Source organism: Spirosoma foliorum (assembly GCF_014117325.1).
Taxonomy (GTDB): Bacteria; Bacteroidota; Bacteroidia; order Cytophagales; family Spirosomataceae; genus Spirosoma; species Spirosoma foliorum.
Window position 1 is genome coordinate 2,999,233 of sequence record NZ_CP059732.1, and the last position, 16,786, is coordinate 3,016,018.

At 43.6% G+C, this 16,786-nt stretch carries 10 protein-coding genes and 1 tRNA gene; 3 read left to right on the plus strand and 8 right to left on the minus strand.

All coding sequences use genetic code 11. The features are described 5' to 3' along the window. Window positions 1-22 precede the first annotated feature (22 nt). Window positions 23-1,318, minus strand: coding sequence for a Zn-dependent hydrolase (locus H3H32_RS12560; RefSeq protein ID WP_182463036.1), 1,296 nt, complete (start codon window positions 1,316-1,318; stop codon window positions 23-25). 149 nt (window positions 1,319-1,467) lie between these two features. Continuing rightward, a complete protein-coding gene (locus tag H3H32_RS12565; protein ID WP_182463037.1) occupies window positions 1,468-4,044 on the minus strand; it encodes a M14 metallopeptidase family protein in 2,577 nt (858 codons plus the stop codon). Between the two features lie 187 nt (window positions 4,045-4,231). Between H3H32_RS12565 and H3H32_RS12570 the strand changes: the two genes are divergently transcribed. From H3H32_RS12570 to H3H32_RS12580, 3 genes are all read left to right on the plus strand, one after another. Beyond that, a tRNA-Glu gene (locus H3H32_RS12570) sits at window positions 4,232-4,303 on the plus strand. 833 nt (window positions 4,304-5,136) lie between these two features. After that, on the plus strand, window positions 5,137-5,313 hold the full coding sequence (locus H3H32_RS12575; protein ID WP_182463038.1) for a hypothetical protein: 177 nt from the start codon (window positions 5,137-5,139) through the stop codon (window positions 5,311-5,313). A gap of 2,248 nt (window positions 5,314-7,561) precedes the next feature. Further along, window positions 7,562-7,963, plus strand: a complete 402-nt coding sequence (locus H3H32_RS12580; protein ID WP_182463039.1) for a LytTR family DNA-binding domain-containing protein — start codon at window positions 7,562-7,564, stop codon at window positions 7,961-7,963. Window positions 7,964-9,292: 1,329 nt separating this feature from the next. Here the strand turns inward: H3H32_RS12580 and H3H32_RS12585 are convergent. The 6 genes from H3H32_RS12585 to H3H32_RS12610 form a co-directional block, all read right to left on the minus strand. Further along, window positions 9,293-9,769: an FKBP-type peptidyl-prolyl cis-trans isomerase gene (locus H3H32_RS12585; protein ID WP_182463040.1), complete on the minus strand. Its 477-nt coding sequence runs from the start codon at window positions 9,767-9,769 to the stop codon at window positions 9,293-9,295. A gap of 1,369 nt (window positions 9,770-11,138) precedes the next feature. Beyond that, window positions 11,139-11,423, minus strand: coding sequence for an osmoprotectant transporter permease (locus tag H3H32_RS12590; protein ID WP_182463041.1), 285 nt, complete (start codon window positions 11,421-11,423; stop codon window positions 11,139-11,141). A 197-nt stretch (window positions 11,424-11,620) separates the two neighbouring features. Then, window positions 11,621-12,532: an oxygen-dependent coproporphyrinogen oxidase gene (hemF, locus tag H3H32_RS12595; RefSeq protein ID WP_182464326.1), complete on the minus strand. Its 912-nt coding sequence runs from the start codon at window positions 12,530-12,532 to the stop codon at window positions 11,621-11,623. 24 nt (window positions 12,533-12,556) lie between these two features. Further along, window positions 12,557-13,183 carry an AlbA family DNA-binding domain-containing protein gene (locus H3H32_RS12600; protein ID WP_182463042.1) on the minus strand — a complete coding sequence of 209 codons (627 nt, stop codon included), beginning with the start codon at window positions 13,181-13,183 and terminating at the stop codon, window positions 12,557-12,559. Window positions 13,184-13,413: 230 nt separating this feature from the next. Next, complete coding sequence (locus H3H32_RS12605) at window positions 13,414-13,896, minus strand: hypothetical protein (RefSeq protein ID WP_182463043.1); 483 nt, start codon at window positions 13,894-13,896, stop codon at window positions 13,414-13,416. A gap of 761 nt (window positions 13,897-14,657) precedes the next feature. Continuing rightward, on the minus strand, window positions 14,658-16,784 hold the full coding sequence (locus tag H3H32_RS12610) for a xanthine dehydrogenase family protein molybdopterin-binding subunit (protein ID WP_182463044.1): 2,127 nt from the start codon (window positions 16,782-16,784) through the stop codon (window positions 14,658-14,660). Window positions 16,785-16,786: the final 2 nt, after the last annotated feature.

Genomic DNA, 16,786 nt, shown 5'->3' on the forward strand with positions numbered 1-16,786 from the left:
GGCCCGTATGGAGTCAAACTGCTTATTTCTCCTGATCCAGCGCCAACATCGTTTGCAGTAACACATTGGCACCATTGCCAAGATCCACTCCTTTCGAAAACTCTTTGGGTGAATGGCTAATGCCTCCTACACTCGGAATAAAAATCATGCCTACAGGTGCAATTTGAGCCATCTCCTGCGAATCGTGTCCGGCACCACTTTGCATATATCGATAGGATAAGCCCAACATTTTAGCGGCATTGATAATTTTATCCTGAATTGGTTTGGCCGTAAGCGCCGGCGTGACCCCAATAGACGATTGCGTAAATGTGATGGTCGTTTCGGAGGCTTTGGCAATTCCTTGAGCTTTCGCGTCGAACTCCCGAAACAGTTGCCAGATCTTATCATGCGACAAATCCCGGATTTCAACGCCCAACACTACCTTACCAAGAATTACATTGTACGCACCGGGCTCAGCAGCAATTTTTCCAATGGTGCCCACTTGCCGACCTTCATGGCTCGTAATCACTTCATTCAACGCAACAATCACTTTGGCAGCGGCTAACAGCGCGTCGCGTCGCACGTTCATGGGAGTAGTTCCTGCATGATTGGCAGCTCCCTCAATCGTTGCATCCCAGTGTTCAATGCCAACAATCCCTTCCACCACGCCAATCTGGAGGTTTTCGGTCATCAGGATACCACCCTGCTCAATGTGTAACTCGATAAACGCAGCCACATCGCCTTTTTTTCTGACTACCTTGCTAAGGCTATCGGGATTTCCACCAATGGCCCGAATACCATCGGCAATTGTCAGCCCACTTTGCGTGACCGATTTTAACGCTGCCGGGCTGATTTTACCAATCAAAGCTCCACTGCCAACCGTCCCACCTTCTTCATTGGCAAAAATGATCAACTCCAACGGGTGTTCGGTAATTATATTATTTTCATTGAGAGTCTCGATTAGTTCCAGCGCACTTATAGAACCGACAGGGCCATCATAATTGCCCCCATTCGGCACGCTATCAATGTGCGATCCAAAAGCGATGGGCTTCAACGCTGGATTTTTGCCTTTTCGTCGGCCAATAATATTCCCGGCAAAATCAATGGATACGTCAAGTTTAGCCTTTTTCATGAGGTCGATGAAGTAAGCACGCCCATCCTGATCGGCTTTGCTGTACGCCACTCGCCCTATTCCACCATTGGGTAATTCACCAAACTTTGACAATTCCAACAACCGGGCCTGAATTCGTTGTTGGTTGATTTTCAAACTGCTCCCCTTTAGCTGAGCCGTTACGTTGGCAAATGTTAAACAGAGGCAAGCGAGTAGTATGTGTTTCATGGTTTTTTCAGGTTATATCTGTTATTCTATGCCTATTTACAAAAAAAGGGCTTTCGCTCGGCGCGACCCCATGGTTCAATTGAACTATCTGGATTATCGCAGCACCGAACAAAAGCCCTAAACTAACTTAACAAAAATGGGAGTAATTTTTAATTACCCACCATGAACACAGCATTGCTAAACAACAATTTGCCGTTATACCAGAAACCCCGGAAAAGTGGATCGTCGGCCAGATACACGATACTTCCCCGGCCATAATTCTGAACGCCCATGAGCAGGGTATTTTTTAATTTCTCTTTGGCGTTTTTACCCGAGAAACCAGCTACGTAATTGTCGCCTTTCAGATAACCTACATTCCAGCCATCTTTCAGAAAATCGAAGTTGAACGCATTCTGAATCAGCGCGTAATATCCGCCGGTCAAGCCAAATCCCAGTGGGTGGCTCGTATCAATATTCACTCGATAAATACTACCGGGGATATCGTCGGAAATAGCTGTCCGTTCCCGATCAGCATAGAGCTTGATTGAATCGGTTGTGTTGTCCTTTTTAGCCTTGTCTTTGTCAGCCGGTTTATCTTCCTTCTCTTTCAGCGCAAAACCATCCTTACCTGCCAAAAATGCAGCTGCCCGTTCCATGGCAATCAGCTTCCCTCCTGTCCGAACCCATTCTTTGATGGCAGTCAGAACTCGCTCATTCAGGAAGCGACCATAGTTGTAGTTGGTTGGCAGAATGAGTACATCCAGTTTGTTCCATTCAACATTGCCAAGCGTATTCATATCCAGCAATGTGATCGGGTAATTCAACTCCTGATCGAAGAAATGCCAGACTTCACCAGCCGATGGAGGTGGTGTTCCATCGCCAAGCACAACCGCTACGCGTGGAGCTTTCAGGCCAGTCACATAATCAGAGCCAAAATCAGACCCTGTCGTTACAAAGCCCGTTTGCACCGCTACAACTTCGGCACCCGCTTGTGAAACGGCCTGCATGACCACACTACCCAATCGGTCGCCAAGACGTTCATTTCCTGTTCGGGTAATGATTAACGTGCCAGATGGATACGTTTTACCTTCTACTTCAAACTGCTTTTCAGCCGCGCGGACCCGGACTTTCTGTTTGAGCAGAGCCGCCAGTGTTTGCACCGCTGGCACCGACTGCCAGCGAACCAGATATGCGTAGGCCGAGGCTGGCACAGGGGCGGCAGCAGAAGCTGCGGGAGCCGTTGATGTTGGCGTTAGTTTAGTCGTTAGACCATAGGTTTGCAATCCAAACGCATAGGGCAATGACCAGGCCGTAATGTCGTAAGTCGCGGAATCTTCTAATGCAGAATTTTGCTCAAACAGGATTTTGAGAAGCGTAGATTTAGGCTGATAGGCGCTAATTACGATATCTTCGGCCGCTATCGAAACCGTTTTATCCGTTTTCTGGGTGGTATAATTGAATCCACTAGCCACCGTCTGGGCTTTACCAGCATAACCGAAACTGATTTTATTACGCTCCAGCAATTGTAGCAAAGCCTTCGACCGTCCAGCATCGCCATTTGATTTGATCACGTAGCTCTTGTAAGCTCCTATGGGCGTATTTCGCGATTTGTCGAAGAACTGCCCAAACTCTTTCACAATTTCCGCAGGGCGGTCAGCAACCGATTCCAGGGTTGCAATACTAGCTGTATAGTGGTGATCGATTCGTTGGCGTAACGTAAGCGTATCGCCATCCGCTTTTTCAATAGCCAGACCTGCCCGACTATTGCCACCCTGCTCATACGTCATCCCAATTGCCCCATTGTAGGTTGGGTACGTATCGCCATAACTTGGGTAGAACAAATCAAAGCGTTCGCGGGTGTAATAAAGCCAGCCATTTTTGTCGAAATAACGGCTGCAATATTCGCCAATCGTTTGCTGGAATTTCCGCTGATACGGTGTAATATCTTCGTGATAAGGTTTGGCCGATGGGGCAAAATAATAGGGACTCTCTACACCCATTTCATGGAAATCACCGTGCAGTTGAGGCATCCACTGTTGGTAAAGTGCCATTCGCTGTTGGGTAATTTCCTGTGTTTGCCAGGCCCAGTCGCGGTTTGGATCGAACAGATAGTGCGTATAACGACCACCGGGCCAGGGTTCGCTGTGTTCACGAGCCGATGGAGTTGGATTCGGATTACGTCCCAGCATCTGATTATACCAGTTCACATACCGATCATGGCCATCAGGATTCAGACCGGGATCAAGAATAACCACGGTTGAGTTCATAATCTTCTGTGAAACGGCATCTGAGGTATTTAATAATCGATACAAGACGTCCATAAACGCTTCGGAACTGACAGCCTCATTACCGTGAACGTTGTAGCTAAGCCAGGCAATTGGCGGTTGGGTAGCCGATGTTGGGCTACCTTCCATCAGGCCTATCCGTTTTAAGTTGTTGGTTCGGATTTCCTCCAGTCGGGCCATGTTGGCTTCTGAGCCAAGCGCAACAACCATAAGCTGTCGACCTTCGTAGGAGGTTCCATACGGAATCAGTTTAATCCGATTGGGAAGTTGACGGGCTACCTGTTCGGCATACGCCAATACACGATGGTGGGGAGTAAATCGATCGCCAATCTTGTAACCAAGAAACTGAGCGGGAGATAATGGCGTAGTTGATGAGGAGGAAGGCGCTTGCGCCTGAACTGACCTAGTCTGAACTGACAGCGATGCAACCGTCAGACCAGCCAGCAATAAAAGGTGTTTCATGTATGCGATGAAAAAAAAAAATGAAAAAGCTAACCTCTTCAAAAATAGCAGTAAATCGGCCACAAACCTTTTTTTTGAAAAAATTTTAGGGGCAGGTATTGCATGTAAAAAAAAACGCCTTACCTTTGCACCACGATTCGCCACCAGGGCAGCCACAAACAAACCTGATGGGTCTTTTAAACAAGACGGCCGATTCGTCTAGCGGTTAGGACATCGCCCTTTCACGGCGGTAACACGGGTTCGATTCCCGTATCGGTCACTAACAAGTCACTGCGGTGACACAAAAAATCCCTCAAATCTGTTCTTGATTTGAGGGATTTTTGTTTTCCCTACTAGTTCTAAAAATTGCGGAGGGCGATGGATGGATCAGGGATCAATCCCAAAATTTGTGGATTGGGTCAGTAGAAAAAAGAACCATCAATGTAGTAGTCTTGTGAGCTTCAGGGCTCAATCTAGTGGGCATGTAATCTTTAGATAACGTAGAGGATTAGCACCTTAGCTGGCCGATTCTAGTAGCGACCTTGAGGCTTTAAAATCAGACAATTACATCGATTATCCGGTTAATAAATTAGTGTTTGAGATTGTGATTCTACGGCTCTGTTTTTACGTGACTTTTTTTAACTCTGTCATTCCAAACAGCAAACTCCCTCTAACTCATGACACTCAAACTTATTTTCCTTGGCGGAGGCAGCCTCGCTTTCGGCCTCTTCCTTCTTTATCTATTTCGAACTTTCCGTCTGAAACCGGACTGCCCGCTTTGCGGAAATCCACATCCAGACCGAAAAGCTCGTTCTAGGGTGATGAAATTAATTCCATGTAAGGCTTACCAGTGCTCAGCCTGCGGAAAACGTTTTTATCAACTAGGATGGCAAAGTCCCCAACATCCTTTTCGAGCCTAATTAGTAAACAAACTATGTATCCCGGTCGGTGATTACTGATCGGGATTTTTCAGGAAATACGTTGTTTAAAAAAATAATTTACCCATTGTGTGGTGCTGGATTTATTACGCCAATTAATAAATTCAGATGGGTTAGCCTAAACTCAACCGTTAATCACTAGTTCCAAGACATATAGTTAGTTGCTGTTTACACCATGCAAAAAAACTTCTTACGCTTATTAAGTCTACTTTTTTTGCTAGCTGCCATAGCCTTTTTGTTTCTGGCAGGCTTCGCTCTTTATCAGAGCAAACTATCTACGGCCTTACTCTCCTTTGGTTCTGCCATTAGCTGCACAGGGCTTGCTATTTTCCTCTCGACAAAATCGGCCTGATAACTTTCTGATTATACGCTTGCAAAAATTATAACTATTTCAGTTATTTATTGTCTTAAAAGCAATATAAGTGTTGCAGCATAACCGTTATGGTTGCAAACTTATAGGTGTTTTTACGGTCTCTTATCTATATATTTTTCGTATGCCACGTCCTTCTTTGTTTAAGGCAGTTAATGCGATTACTTGGCTAAGCGTATTTCTCATCAGCGCTTTACTGGCTACTTATATTTTGTGGGCGTTATTTTAACGTTGTGGTAAATACTACAATTTTTGCCACCAACTAGATAGGTATTGTGACTTTTTTAGCAGCTCTGCATCTAAGCATAAATACCTACCGTAATGAATCGCAGATCACTACCCATTCCTGGTCCCTGGACACTTATACTGTTTATAGCCACCTCGCTTTTCTGGCTGGTAGCTGAAGAACTTTTGACACTTATTTTCTAAAGAATCATCGACCTATTATTATTAAAAAGCCCCAAAGGACAATTGTCTGTTGGGGCTTTTTAGTGATTTTTCCCCAACTAGCCTCCTGGTCACCCATTACCAGTCCTAACATATAGGGACGACCGTTCCTGCGAGGTTGACGTGGATTATGCAGAGCCTAATTTGTCAGTAGGTGTTGACAGATCAATGATAACATGTTTATTTCTACCGTAAATCAATAAAACTAATCGGTTGTTATACGTTGCCCAATCATCTAAAATTTGGCAAAAGATAGAATTTTGAAAGGATTCCGTTTCAGTCTTCATAGTTATCTAAATAGTTTGCTTGATAATATTGTAGTTAATAAGCTAATTCGTCCAGTAACTCCCTATTAACATGCAACTCAAATACATAACTTTCATCGCCGTCGCTAGTATTGCCTCTATCTTGTCCCTGATTTACGTATATAAAACATTTCGTTTTTCTAAAACTTGCCCCGCTTGTGGAAATGAGCACCCCGATCGCGTAGCTCGGCCTAAGCCAATGAAGCTAATTCCGAGTAAGGCTTACCAATGTACATCCTGCCGAAAACGTTATTATCATATAAGTTTGTTTGAATCGACACGATCATTATCTGCTTAAAGTAAGCTACGTATTTTTACTGTTGAGCATTTATCAAATATTTTTTCCTTTTTGCGATTCAGCCCCATATCGTACAAATCAACAAAATGGTTGTTTAGTTATTTTCACTTAGTACCGTTAAACCTATCCTGGCTATTTCATACAGCCTTATTTATCTATATTCATGAAAAAAGTGATGGCTCGATCTCTATCTTTTTTATTATTACTAACCGGTCTGTTCTTGTTTGTGGGTAGTGTTTTTTATCTATATCAGCATAATACCCTTTGGGCCGTGCTTGCGTTTCTCTCTTCGCTCATCTCTACAATCGTAGGGATTGTCGTATCCTTTAAATCTGCCTAATCTTTCTACAACTAAATATTATCTGCATCCTATTTTTTCTATTCAGGCAACCAAAGGGAGAGTTGTTACGTATAATAGGGTATTCGTTATCCTGCCAACTTTACGACTTTGGATATGTCTGACAATAAAAATTCGTGGCTCAATGCAGTCACTTGGGTGCTGGTGTTAGTCATAGCTGGGTTAATCATGCTACTGTTGGTAAGGAGATTATTCACAGAATCCATTACCGAATGAAGTTTCCCAAGTTTGACTTTGTACAGTTTATTGGTGTATTGCTTATTCTACTGCTCATTCTTGGCGCTGGAGCGCTTCTGTTATGGGCAATTTCATGATTACTTTTTTAGCAATCATCTAATCTAGCCCTGGTTATTCTGCTGAGTTTTGGGCCTCTCCTACTTTATAAGATAGGGCTGTAATTATATTGCCCGAAATTTCCTTAGCTCTCTCCTCCGCCTTACGCATTACCTACAGGATTGATACGCTAGCAGAAAGTCACCAGACTAGCTAAGTAACGTTAGGTGTCCCATAAATCACTTCAATTTCCCTGACTACTTTCTTTTCTATTTCTTAATGTTTATTATATTCGCAACACGGTACTTAATATTGATCGTTTTAAGTAAACGGTAACTTACACATGAATTACATTTCTTATTAATTGTGCCTAATTTGACATTTATTTAGCCTTGCCTGTTGGAATAACAGATCATAACACACTGAATTACAGAAATTTAACACCTAAAAATTAATAGTTTGAATTTTACTTGAGTTCTAGTTCATTTTTATCCATTCCGTATTGATCTCTTTGTAAAAAATTTCCCATCCACTTAAGCCATTTATGTTATGAAGCGATTAGCTGCTGCTCAACTTCAGCATAAGTTCGACCCAACTCAAGTTATTTATTTAACTGGGGATGTTAACTACTGCTATGTTCACTTGATCAATGGTAAAGCTATTTTATCAAGCAGAACTTTAAAATGGTACAACGATCGGTGGCCCCATTTCATTCGTATTCATAAGGCTCATCTGATTAACCCGTTGCATATTCATAGCTGTATTGTGGTTTCTTCTATTGTTGCCCATTTGATCATGCGTAACGGAGCCCGCCTACCTATTAGCAGAAGGCGAATCAGTCCGGTTATCGATCAATTAGGTATCAACATACCTAAAAACACTTACGCGGGGTCTTACCAGATTCAACCCGACTGGAGTACGTATATTTCGCCCCAAGCTAAGCTGGCCTAGGCCAAAGGCGAGTTGGCAGTAACTTTTAATCATCGCGGCATAAGGACCGGCTTGCTTTGTGAACTACGGAGCAAGCCGGTCAATTGTAGCTGCTCAGCTACTTACTGCTTATAATTTCGACCAATGGTAGTGATTGTCCCTGCACATCAATTCGGCATAAAATAGTGTCTCTTTGTAACGCGTTTCCCGTTCTCACTCCAGCAAACGTTTATGGCTAGCCCGTTAGTGGGCACTCAGTTCAATTGGCTATATATCGCTTAAAGCCTAGCTCCCTCTCCTGGTGCTACAATAAAGTTATTCCTTGCCGCTTCTCCTAGCCTCTACTATTCTCAGGCAACACACAAGATATTCTGACCAAAATGTGACTTTACAATTTTTTTTTTGTCTTAAAATCTGACTACTGCGATTTATCGTAAGTAAAGCGAATCTAATCCATACTCATAATCGAATTATTACTGTTCACCAATCATTACTTGTATGGTTACGAGTCGCGTTTGTTTAGGTTCTCTTGACCTTGTTAAGACGATTACCTGGTCGGTTGTTTTAGGAATTAGCCTTATCTGTTTAATGGGTGTTGTTTCCCTCCTCTTCCACCTATAAGCTTACATTCCATGAGATTCTATCCTAAAATTTTCAAATTTGGCCCGGGTCGTAACTGTTATACTCTACCCGTTAGTGCAACTGGCTCACTCTGGTCTGGATTTGGCGGTTGGCATTACCGTACCTGTTCGTTTGCGCTGACTCCATCCCTACACCGACGGCCCAAACAATCTCAATCAGTTTGCCAGATTATTCAACCAGGGGTACATTTCATATCCATAGGTGAGTACTTCAACCAGTTCCAGGCAGAACAATTTATATAAGCCCGAGTACGTTTAGGATTGGATTAAGATAAGTAGATATAGACCTATTTCTGTTTTTACAGAACTATATGTAACTTCTACCTTCCTAACGAACCATGAATCGCCTGCAACGTTCAACCCCTTTCGATTTAGTAAACTTCTTAACCTGGCTGTTCGCTGTCACCCTTTGCCTGCTTTATGCCTATGGCCTTTTAGTGTTATTGCTGTAACCGTGCTATATCCTTGTGGATGAAAATTAGTTTCTTTAGATTCTGACTGAATATCATCCATTGGTTATCAACACAATAGCAACAAGAGAAACAAACAAGTGCTTTACCAAAGTAGATTTTCGGGTTCGCCCGCACGGTTGATTCTCTCGGATTCTATTGACGGTATTCTACTGCTAATCAATGTCTAAGCCATCAATTAGAATCAACCGCGCGGGCGAACCCGAGAATCTCTAGAATCTAAATTGTTAAAGCATTAGTTAATTGATTCCAACCAGATCAATTTTAAAGACCAGTATGGAATTAGCAGGAATATCGTTCTGCTCTTGAGAACCATAGGCCAGACTTGGGGGTAAATAGAGCGTAATAGTGCCACCAGGTGCTACTAAAGGAATGCCTTCCTGCCAACCAAGGATAAGCTGGTTTAGGCCAAAGCTTATTCCCTCTCCACTATCAAATACTTTTCCATTAGTTAACGTACCTGTATAATTAACCGTCACATTATCGCAAATGGTTGGTTTATTCCCCGAGCCTGCCTTCTGGATACTATAATAAAATCCGCGGGTATCGGCTTTGGCAGAAATTTTATTCCCTTCGATATATCGTTTTAAAGCTGTGGACTCTTCCAGAGGTGCTTTTGTGTCAACAGCTGTTTGAGTACAAGGCTGCTTATCAGCTGATTGGCAGCTACCAACAAGTACGGACAATGCAAGCAACGCGATTTTAATTTTTTTCATCAAGAGAGGCCCAGTCGGCAATTTATTTTTAATGGTACCCGAATTAATCGTTTAACGTTCTTTTAAGCTAACTTTTTTTTACAAAATGGCTCTATATTGTCCCACAGAATACCATTATATTAATTCTAAAGCCAACTCATCGTATTTTTCGTTTGTTATAGAACTGGACATATACTGCTATGGCTTTTCGATTTTGCATCACATCGCTTAACCTGCCCAAGGTGTTCATCTGGTTAAGTATGCTAGGCATTTCGCTCCTGTTCTGGAGTGTCATTATCCGGCTTCTTTTCTAAGTTCTTCCCTATTTATTATTCGGCCAATCCAAACGGATAATCTTTGGCGTAAATGCACTAATCTTCTTGTGCAATTACTGCCATGATTATAAAAAAAATGTACCCACACCTGTCTGTAAGGCGTTATTGTTACTCAGTACCGGTTAGTTGTTCTGGTTCGTTATGGAATGGATTTGGCGGCTGGCTTTTTCGTGTACTCACCTTGAGTAGCTATAAACGTCACGTCAGGAAAGATCGAAAAAAATTGGTCCGTACAGTCTGTTTGATCATCCAGCATGCTATTAACTATATAGATCGTACATATCCTTCTGCCCCTGCACATCCGTGCTTAATTCAACCAATAAGCCTATTTTCTAACACCCGTCTTTTATACCCATTCACCAGACATCTTATTCGCCACTCCCGATACTGAGCCTATCCATCGACTGAGAATAAAAGATCTTTGCGTGTTTAGCAGGCTATTGAAGCTGTTTTTTAAGCATGATTTCTTTATTTTTCACTTTTTCTGAAAGTCTGAACCAGCATATTAGCCATTGACTATCAATAGACTAATCTCCTACCAAGGCATCTTCTGGCGTATATAACCAAGCATTATTAGCTAAACCAAAGTTGTTGGCATTAGAATTGCTCTGATCTCATGATATCGATCTTGCTTTATCATGACTATTCGCATACGCATTACTTATTCTAACATTATTAGTGCTGCTATTTGGTTAGGTATGCTGGCTTTTTCTATTGCCTGCTGGGCTGGGATTATGCACCTTATACTTTAGGCTATCCCTTACCGAGACTTGACTCCTGTTATTTGTCAGCGTTTGCTCTTACTAACGCTTATCTGATCAAGCATCCTATTGATTTGCCTTTTACTTGGGCAATTGATTTCTTCTTTAAGCTTTATATAGCTAAATTATATCAGTCTATTCCCGAAGCAAGCCATCTGCCATATAGGTATACGTAAATGGATTAACCATTTCCTGGCTGAGGCTATTTACCCGAAAAAATTCACCAAAATCCGCGACAGGGCGCATTATCTGTTGCTGCCTACAACAGTTGATTAATTGCACTTACAAGATTTTCTAGTTCCAGCGAGGATTGGTCAGGATAAGTATCAAGAAGAAAAGCCCGCCTAATAAGCCCGGTACTACCAAGATAGCCAGCAAAATTTTAGCTCCTGTTATATGCTGATGCGTATATAACCAATAGCTACCTCCCAGAACAGCCCCTAATGCAGCCAGTATAAAAAACCACATGGCTCCATTGAACGAGGCTATACTACCGTCGGCGATACCAACAAAAAAGAAGTAGAAAAATACCAGAGCAATCAACGCATCAATTGCCCATAAAATCCAGAATAGATTCATACAGGTAAGTTGTTTTGAGCCAATAAAGCACTATTTTCAGAACAACTAGCTACTGTTCGGGGAACCATCACTTGGGCCTTCGAACAGTAGACTCACAAAGCGTTAGCAGGGATAGAGCAAACAGCCAACAGACTTATTTACCTGGCTCTATCTCACCTCTGGTAAAGGTCGATAAAAAGTGAAATTCCGATACCAACTTAAAGCCAGTTAATCCCTTTTTTAAGGAATTGTCCTGTCTGCTCTTCTTTGCTACCTGCCTCTGGTTTGAAATCGTAAATCCAATTGGCTTGCGGGGGCATACTCATTAAAATTGACTCCGTACGCCCATTTGTTTCGAGGCCAAACTTAGTGCCCCGATCCCATACCAGATTAAATTCAACGTATCGGCCCCGACGTAATAACTGCCAGTTTTTTTCGTGCTCACCAAATGGCAAATCACGATTCTGCTTCATAAAATGGGTGTATATAGGCGCAAAAGAATTACCTACACCCTGTACAAAGGAGAACAAATCAGCTTTGTGCGAAGCATCTGTCGGTTTGAGATAATCAAAGAAAATACCGCCAATTCCTCGCGTTTCCTGCCGATGAGGAATGTAAAAATAATCATCAGCCCAGGCTTTAAATTTATCGTAATAACCTGCGTCATGATCGTTACAGACATTTTTAAGCTGTTGATGAAACCAGCGAGCATCATCTTCAACTACATAATGGGGCGTAAGGTCGATACCACCACCAAACCAGCAGTGACCGGTACTCATCTCAAAATACCGAACATTCATGTGAATAATAGGGACCATGGGGCTACGCGGATGCAATACGATGGAAACGCCAGTAGCATAAAAATCAGCGGGCTCCGTGAGTTGCAGCGTGCGTAAAGTAGCTTCTGTCGCTTCACCATAAACAGCTGAAAACCCAACGCCCCCTTTTTCAATAACATTGCCTCCCGTTATTGTCCGAGAACGGCCTCCCCCTCCACCAGGGCGCTCCCAATTATCTTCGTGAAATCGCCCTGCCTCATCGACTTCTTCAAGCGACTGACAGATGCGATCCTGTAAACTTTTAAAAAAATCAGTAATTATCTCTTTTGTAATTTCTTGCTCCGAGGTCATCATAAGGGCAAAGATACGATTTGATTACTCTGCCAGTTTAAGTGCATAACGAACCGGCCTGGGTTTATCGATCAAAATAAGCAAGCCACGCTCGGCAAGTTGGCGCAACAATTTACCAGCCCGGTAATCGGAGATATTAATAAGCTTAGCGAATTTATCGGCCGTGATGTGATCATTTTTCCGTAGATATTGGATCAGCGTCCTGGCCATTGGCGATTTGAGTAGTTCGCGGTTGGCCATATCCGGCGTAATAATCAGTTTACTCGTGGGAACGGATTTATCTTTCGCCCGGACATAAATGGTGCGTTTTCCGGAATCATCCAGCACGTAATGAGGTTTTTCGTCGCTCTCGGTAACACTGATAACTAAAACCAGTCGACCATCAGGCGCTATTGTTTCGTAGCTAATACTTAACTCAGGCTCAATGAGTTTATTGGTTGCATATTCAATCTTTTCAATCTCCCGAAACTCAGATGTGACGCCCACAATTTTGCTATTATCGGCCACGCCAATTAATAAAATTCCCCCTGATGTGTTCGCAAAAGCAGCTAGTGTACGGGCAATTCGATCCGGTGATGACAATTGACGTTTGAATTCTAAACGGGTATGTTCTCCCTGTAAAATAAGATTATCGAGTTGATCGCGGGTCATAATCAGGAAACTTTGTTCATAGTCTGTTGTTTGTTTTTGGAGCAGATTAAACTAAAATTAAACGCTGCTATAATTGGCTTCTAATCGGCGAAAATGATATGGATTTAGGCGCTAAGATATTGTTTTCAATACCTAATTTTATAAATGGCTTAGACGAAAAAAGCGGACGATGTGTCCGCTTTTTTCGTCTGTATTGCTAATTGGTTTCCCAATTTATGTTTACAAAAATCTTATTCAGCGGCAGGAGTCAAACGTTTACGGCCCCGTGGTTTTCCTGTATATTCAGGTTTTGGGCTATCGTTTGTTAACTTCAATTCATACCCAACAACATCGTTATCGTAGTCGAAAGGCTTAACCGTGAACGTATATTTTACATTCGCAAAGTCAATGCCGCCTTTCTGCAGGATGAATGGCAACGAAATGCTGTGGCTTTTAGCCGCTTTTTCTAATTCAAATGCCTCTTGATTTTCGCTTGTACTAGGAATTAAGTAGAGCGACTTTATTTTGCGTTTGCCCTCCTGGGTTCCTACCTGAAATAGGTTATTTGATGGATCAAGACCTAATTGAGCAATCGATTTGTCAGGGAATACGACTTTGCCAGCAGACGAAATATAGCCTGTAACGGGAGCGGCTTTAGCTGTACTTTTCTTTTTTTGTTTTTTAGCTTCACTGTTCTCGTCAAGAGAAAAGAAGCGAATTTGTTTTGCTTTCATTCGACAATTTAGTTATCGTTAACGGAGTTCCTCAAGCGCAAATATAGTAAGTCTTCTTACGAAAAAGTCAAGTTTATTGACAATACTTATTATTTCCAATTTATAAACCATCTTTCAGGATTTACTGCAAGTCCTATGTGCCTGAATAAATTACGTGATTAACAAATAGCAAATACCTACTCATTAATTTTTGTTAACCATCGGGATAATTTAAGAAAATAATTTTGTGGATTTCTCCCCGATTCACAATTGGTCGGCAAATTATAATTCCATTTTAAGTAGCCTTTTTTCGATATATTCTTAGACAGAACTGCCATTTTTAGTACCCAATTTTCTCCATTTTATAAAACAAACCTGTAAATAGGGCATCTAAAGACGGCTCTTTCACTACGATGGAGACTAGAAAAACTCTACTGAGCTGTTTTTAAAACAGATATAAATCCGCAGAGAAAATTACATGTTTGACCTTATTAATTCCCGCATCGACTTAGTGAGTTCTCGAATCGATTATTTTCTCCAACGTATGTTTTATACTAATTCAGGTGGCTTCACTTGTATCACTTTTACTATCATTACAAAACAGGAATCAGTTGAAATTCCTAATTTTTGGCCTAAGAAAATCGTCTACACAGTAATAGTCTACTCCACCCAAGCGAAGCTCTCTACAGCTGGAAACGAGATTGAACTGGCAAAAAAAATAGCCCTAGGATTGCAAATCCAGGGCTAAAAATTCCGTACAACGCTAAATGAAGTTCAATCGCTTACAACACCTTATCTGGCGTAATTGGCAGTTCACGAACCCGTTTGCCAGTCGCATTGAAGACAGCGTTGGCCACGGCGGCTGCTACGCCCACAATACCCACTTCGCCAATTCCTTTTACTCCCAGTGTATTAACATGGGTGTCATTCTCACGAATGAAAATAGCATCCAGCTGGCCGATGTCCAGGTTTGCCGGAACGTGATAATCAGCGAAAGAGCGGGTAACGAAATTACCCCAGCGTGGGTCCACAACCGACTCTTCGGTCAAGGCCATGCCGATGCCCCAGACATTTCCACCAATGATCTGTGAACGGGCAGTTTTAGGATTCAAAATCTGGCCTGCTCCGGTCACTGCCAGAAAACGATTAACCCGAATCATGCCTGTCGATTTATTGACGGCTACTTCGGCAAAATTGGCGTTGAAGCTATGAGCCGAATAATCTTCAGCACTTTCAGGTGCCTTGGAGTCTACCCGGACCTGATAGTCGGTTAGTTTTTCGGAGCGCATCAATTGCGCAGCCGTTGGCGGAACAAAAAATTGCTTGCCCGATTTCGTCACTAATTCGTCCGTAATCTTCCGGCAAGCATCGTTCACGGCATTGGCATAACTGGCAGCTCCTACTGAACCCACCGCACCAGCGGCCGGGGGAAGATCCGAATCACCAATTTTCACCTTGACCTGCTGGATGGGTAATCCCAGAGCATCGGCAGCCGTTTGCGTCAGGATGGTGTAGGTTCCTGTACCCAGGTCCGCAGCGGCCAGTTCAACGGTAGCAATCACCTCATCGCCTGTACGTTTCAGCTTCACCGAAGCTGAAGTCGGTCGCTGGTGAGCGGGGTACGTTCCGGCCGAAACACCATAGCCAATCCAGTAATTACCCTGCTGGTTCTGACGTGGTTCAAGGTTTCGCTTGTCCCACCCAAAGGCTTTGGCACCTTCCTGCAGGCACTGCACCGTTGCGCGCGACGACCAGGGCTTGCCATTCGAGGGGTCGCGTTCGGGTTCGTTTTTGATTCGAAACGCAATCGGGTCCATCTTTAGCTTGTAGGCTAGCTCGTCCATCGCCGATTCGAGGGCAAAGCTGCCCGTCGATTTGCCGGGACCGCGCGCATAGGTCGGCAGAATCAGGTTCATGGGCACCACCCGATACGTAATGAGCGAGTTAGGCGTGTCGTACATGATTTTTGAGCAATCGCCACAAGGCTCAACAAACTCATCGTTGATGGCACAGTGGGTCGTAATCTCGTGGGCCAGTGCTGTCAGTTTTCCATCGGTCGTAGCGGCCAGACTTACTTTTTGATGGTTGTGCTGCCGCAAACCCACCGAATTGACCATCTGCTGGCGGGTAAGGGCGAGCTTAACGGGGCGATTCACCTGTTTGGCAGCTACAGCCGTCAGCGCCAGATTAGCCCATTGCCCACCTTTCGAACCAAACCCGCCCCCAACATAGGGCGATACGATACGCACCTGTTCGGGCTTCAGATTCAAGGTTGCGGCTGCTGCACTTTGCGCCCCATTCACGATTTGGGCACTACTATACAGCGTCACTTTGTCGCCATTCCATTCGGCAATAGCGGCATGAGGTTCCAGCGGATGGTGGTGTTCAATGGGTGTTTCGTACACTTCCTCCACTTTAATTGTTGCCTGACTGAGTGCGGCTTTGGCATCTCCCCGTTTGGCGTCAGCTTTCTCTTTATCCTTTGGCAAACGGGCCTGACTGGCCAGCTTATCAAAATCGACCTTAGGCTCTTTTTTATCGTACGTAACATGGATCAGCCGCGATGCATAGCGGGCCTGTTCGAAAGTTTCAGCCACTACGATGCCGATGTTCTGTCCAAAAAATTCGATCTCGGGACTTTGGAGGAGTGCTCCCCCGCGCAAACCACCTTTAACGTTCAGTTTAGGCGCATTTTGATGCGTAATTACGGCCAGCACGCCAGGGGCTTTCTCTGCGGCTTCGGTGTCGATGTTCTGAATCGTCCCGGCGGCAATGGTGCTTTTAAACAGAATCGCATAGGCTGGGTTCTTGACCGGATGATCCATTGAATAAGCGGCCTTACCCGTTACCTTGGCAATCCCGTCGATCCGACTGATGGGCGTGCCGATTGTTTTCGTTGTTTCCTTCATGG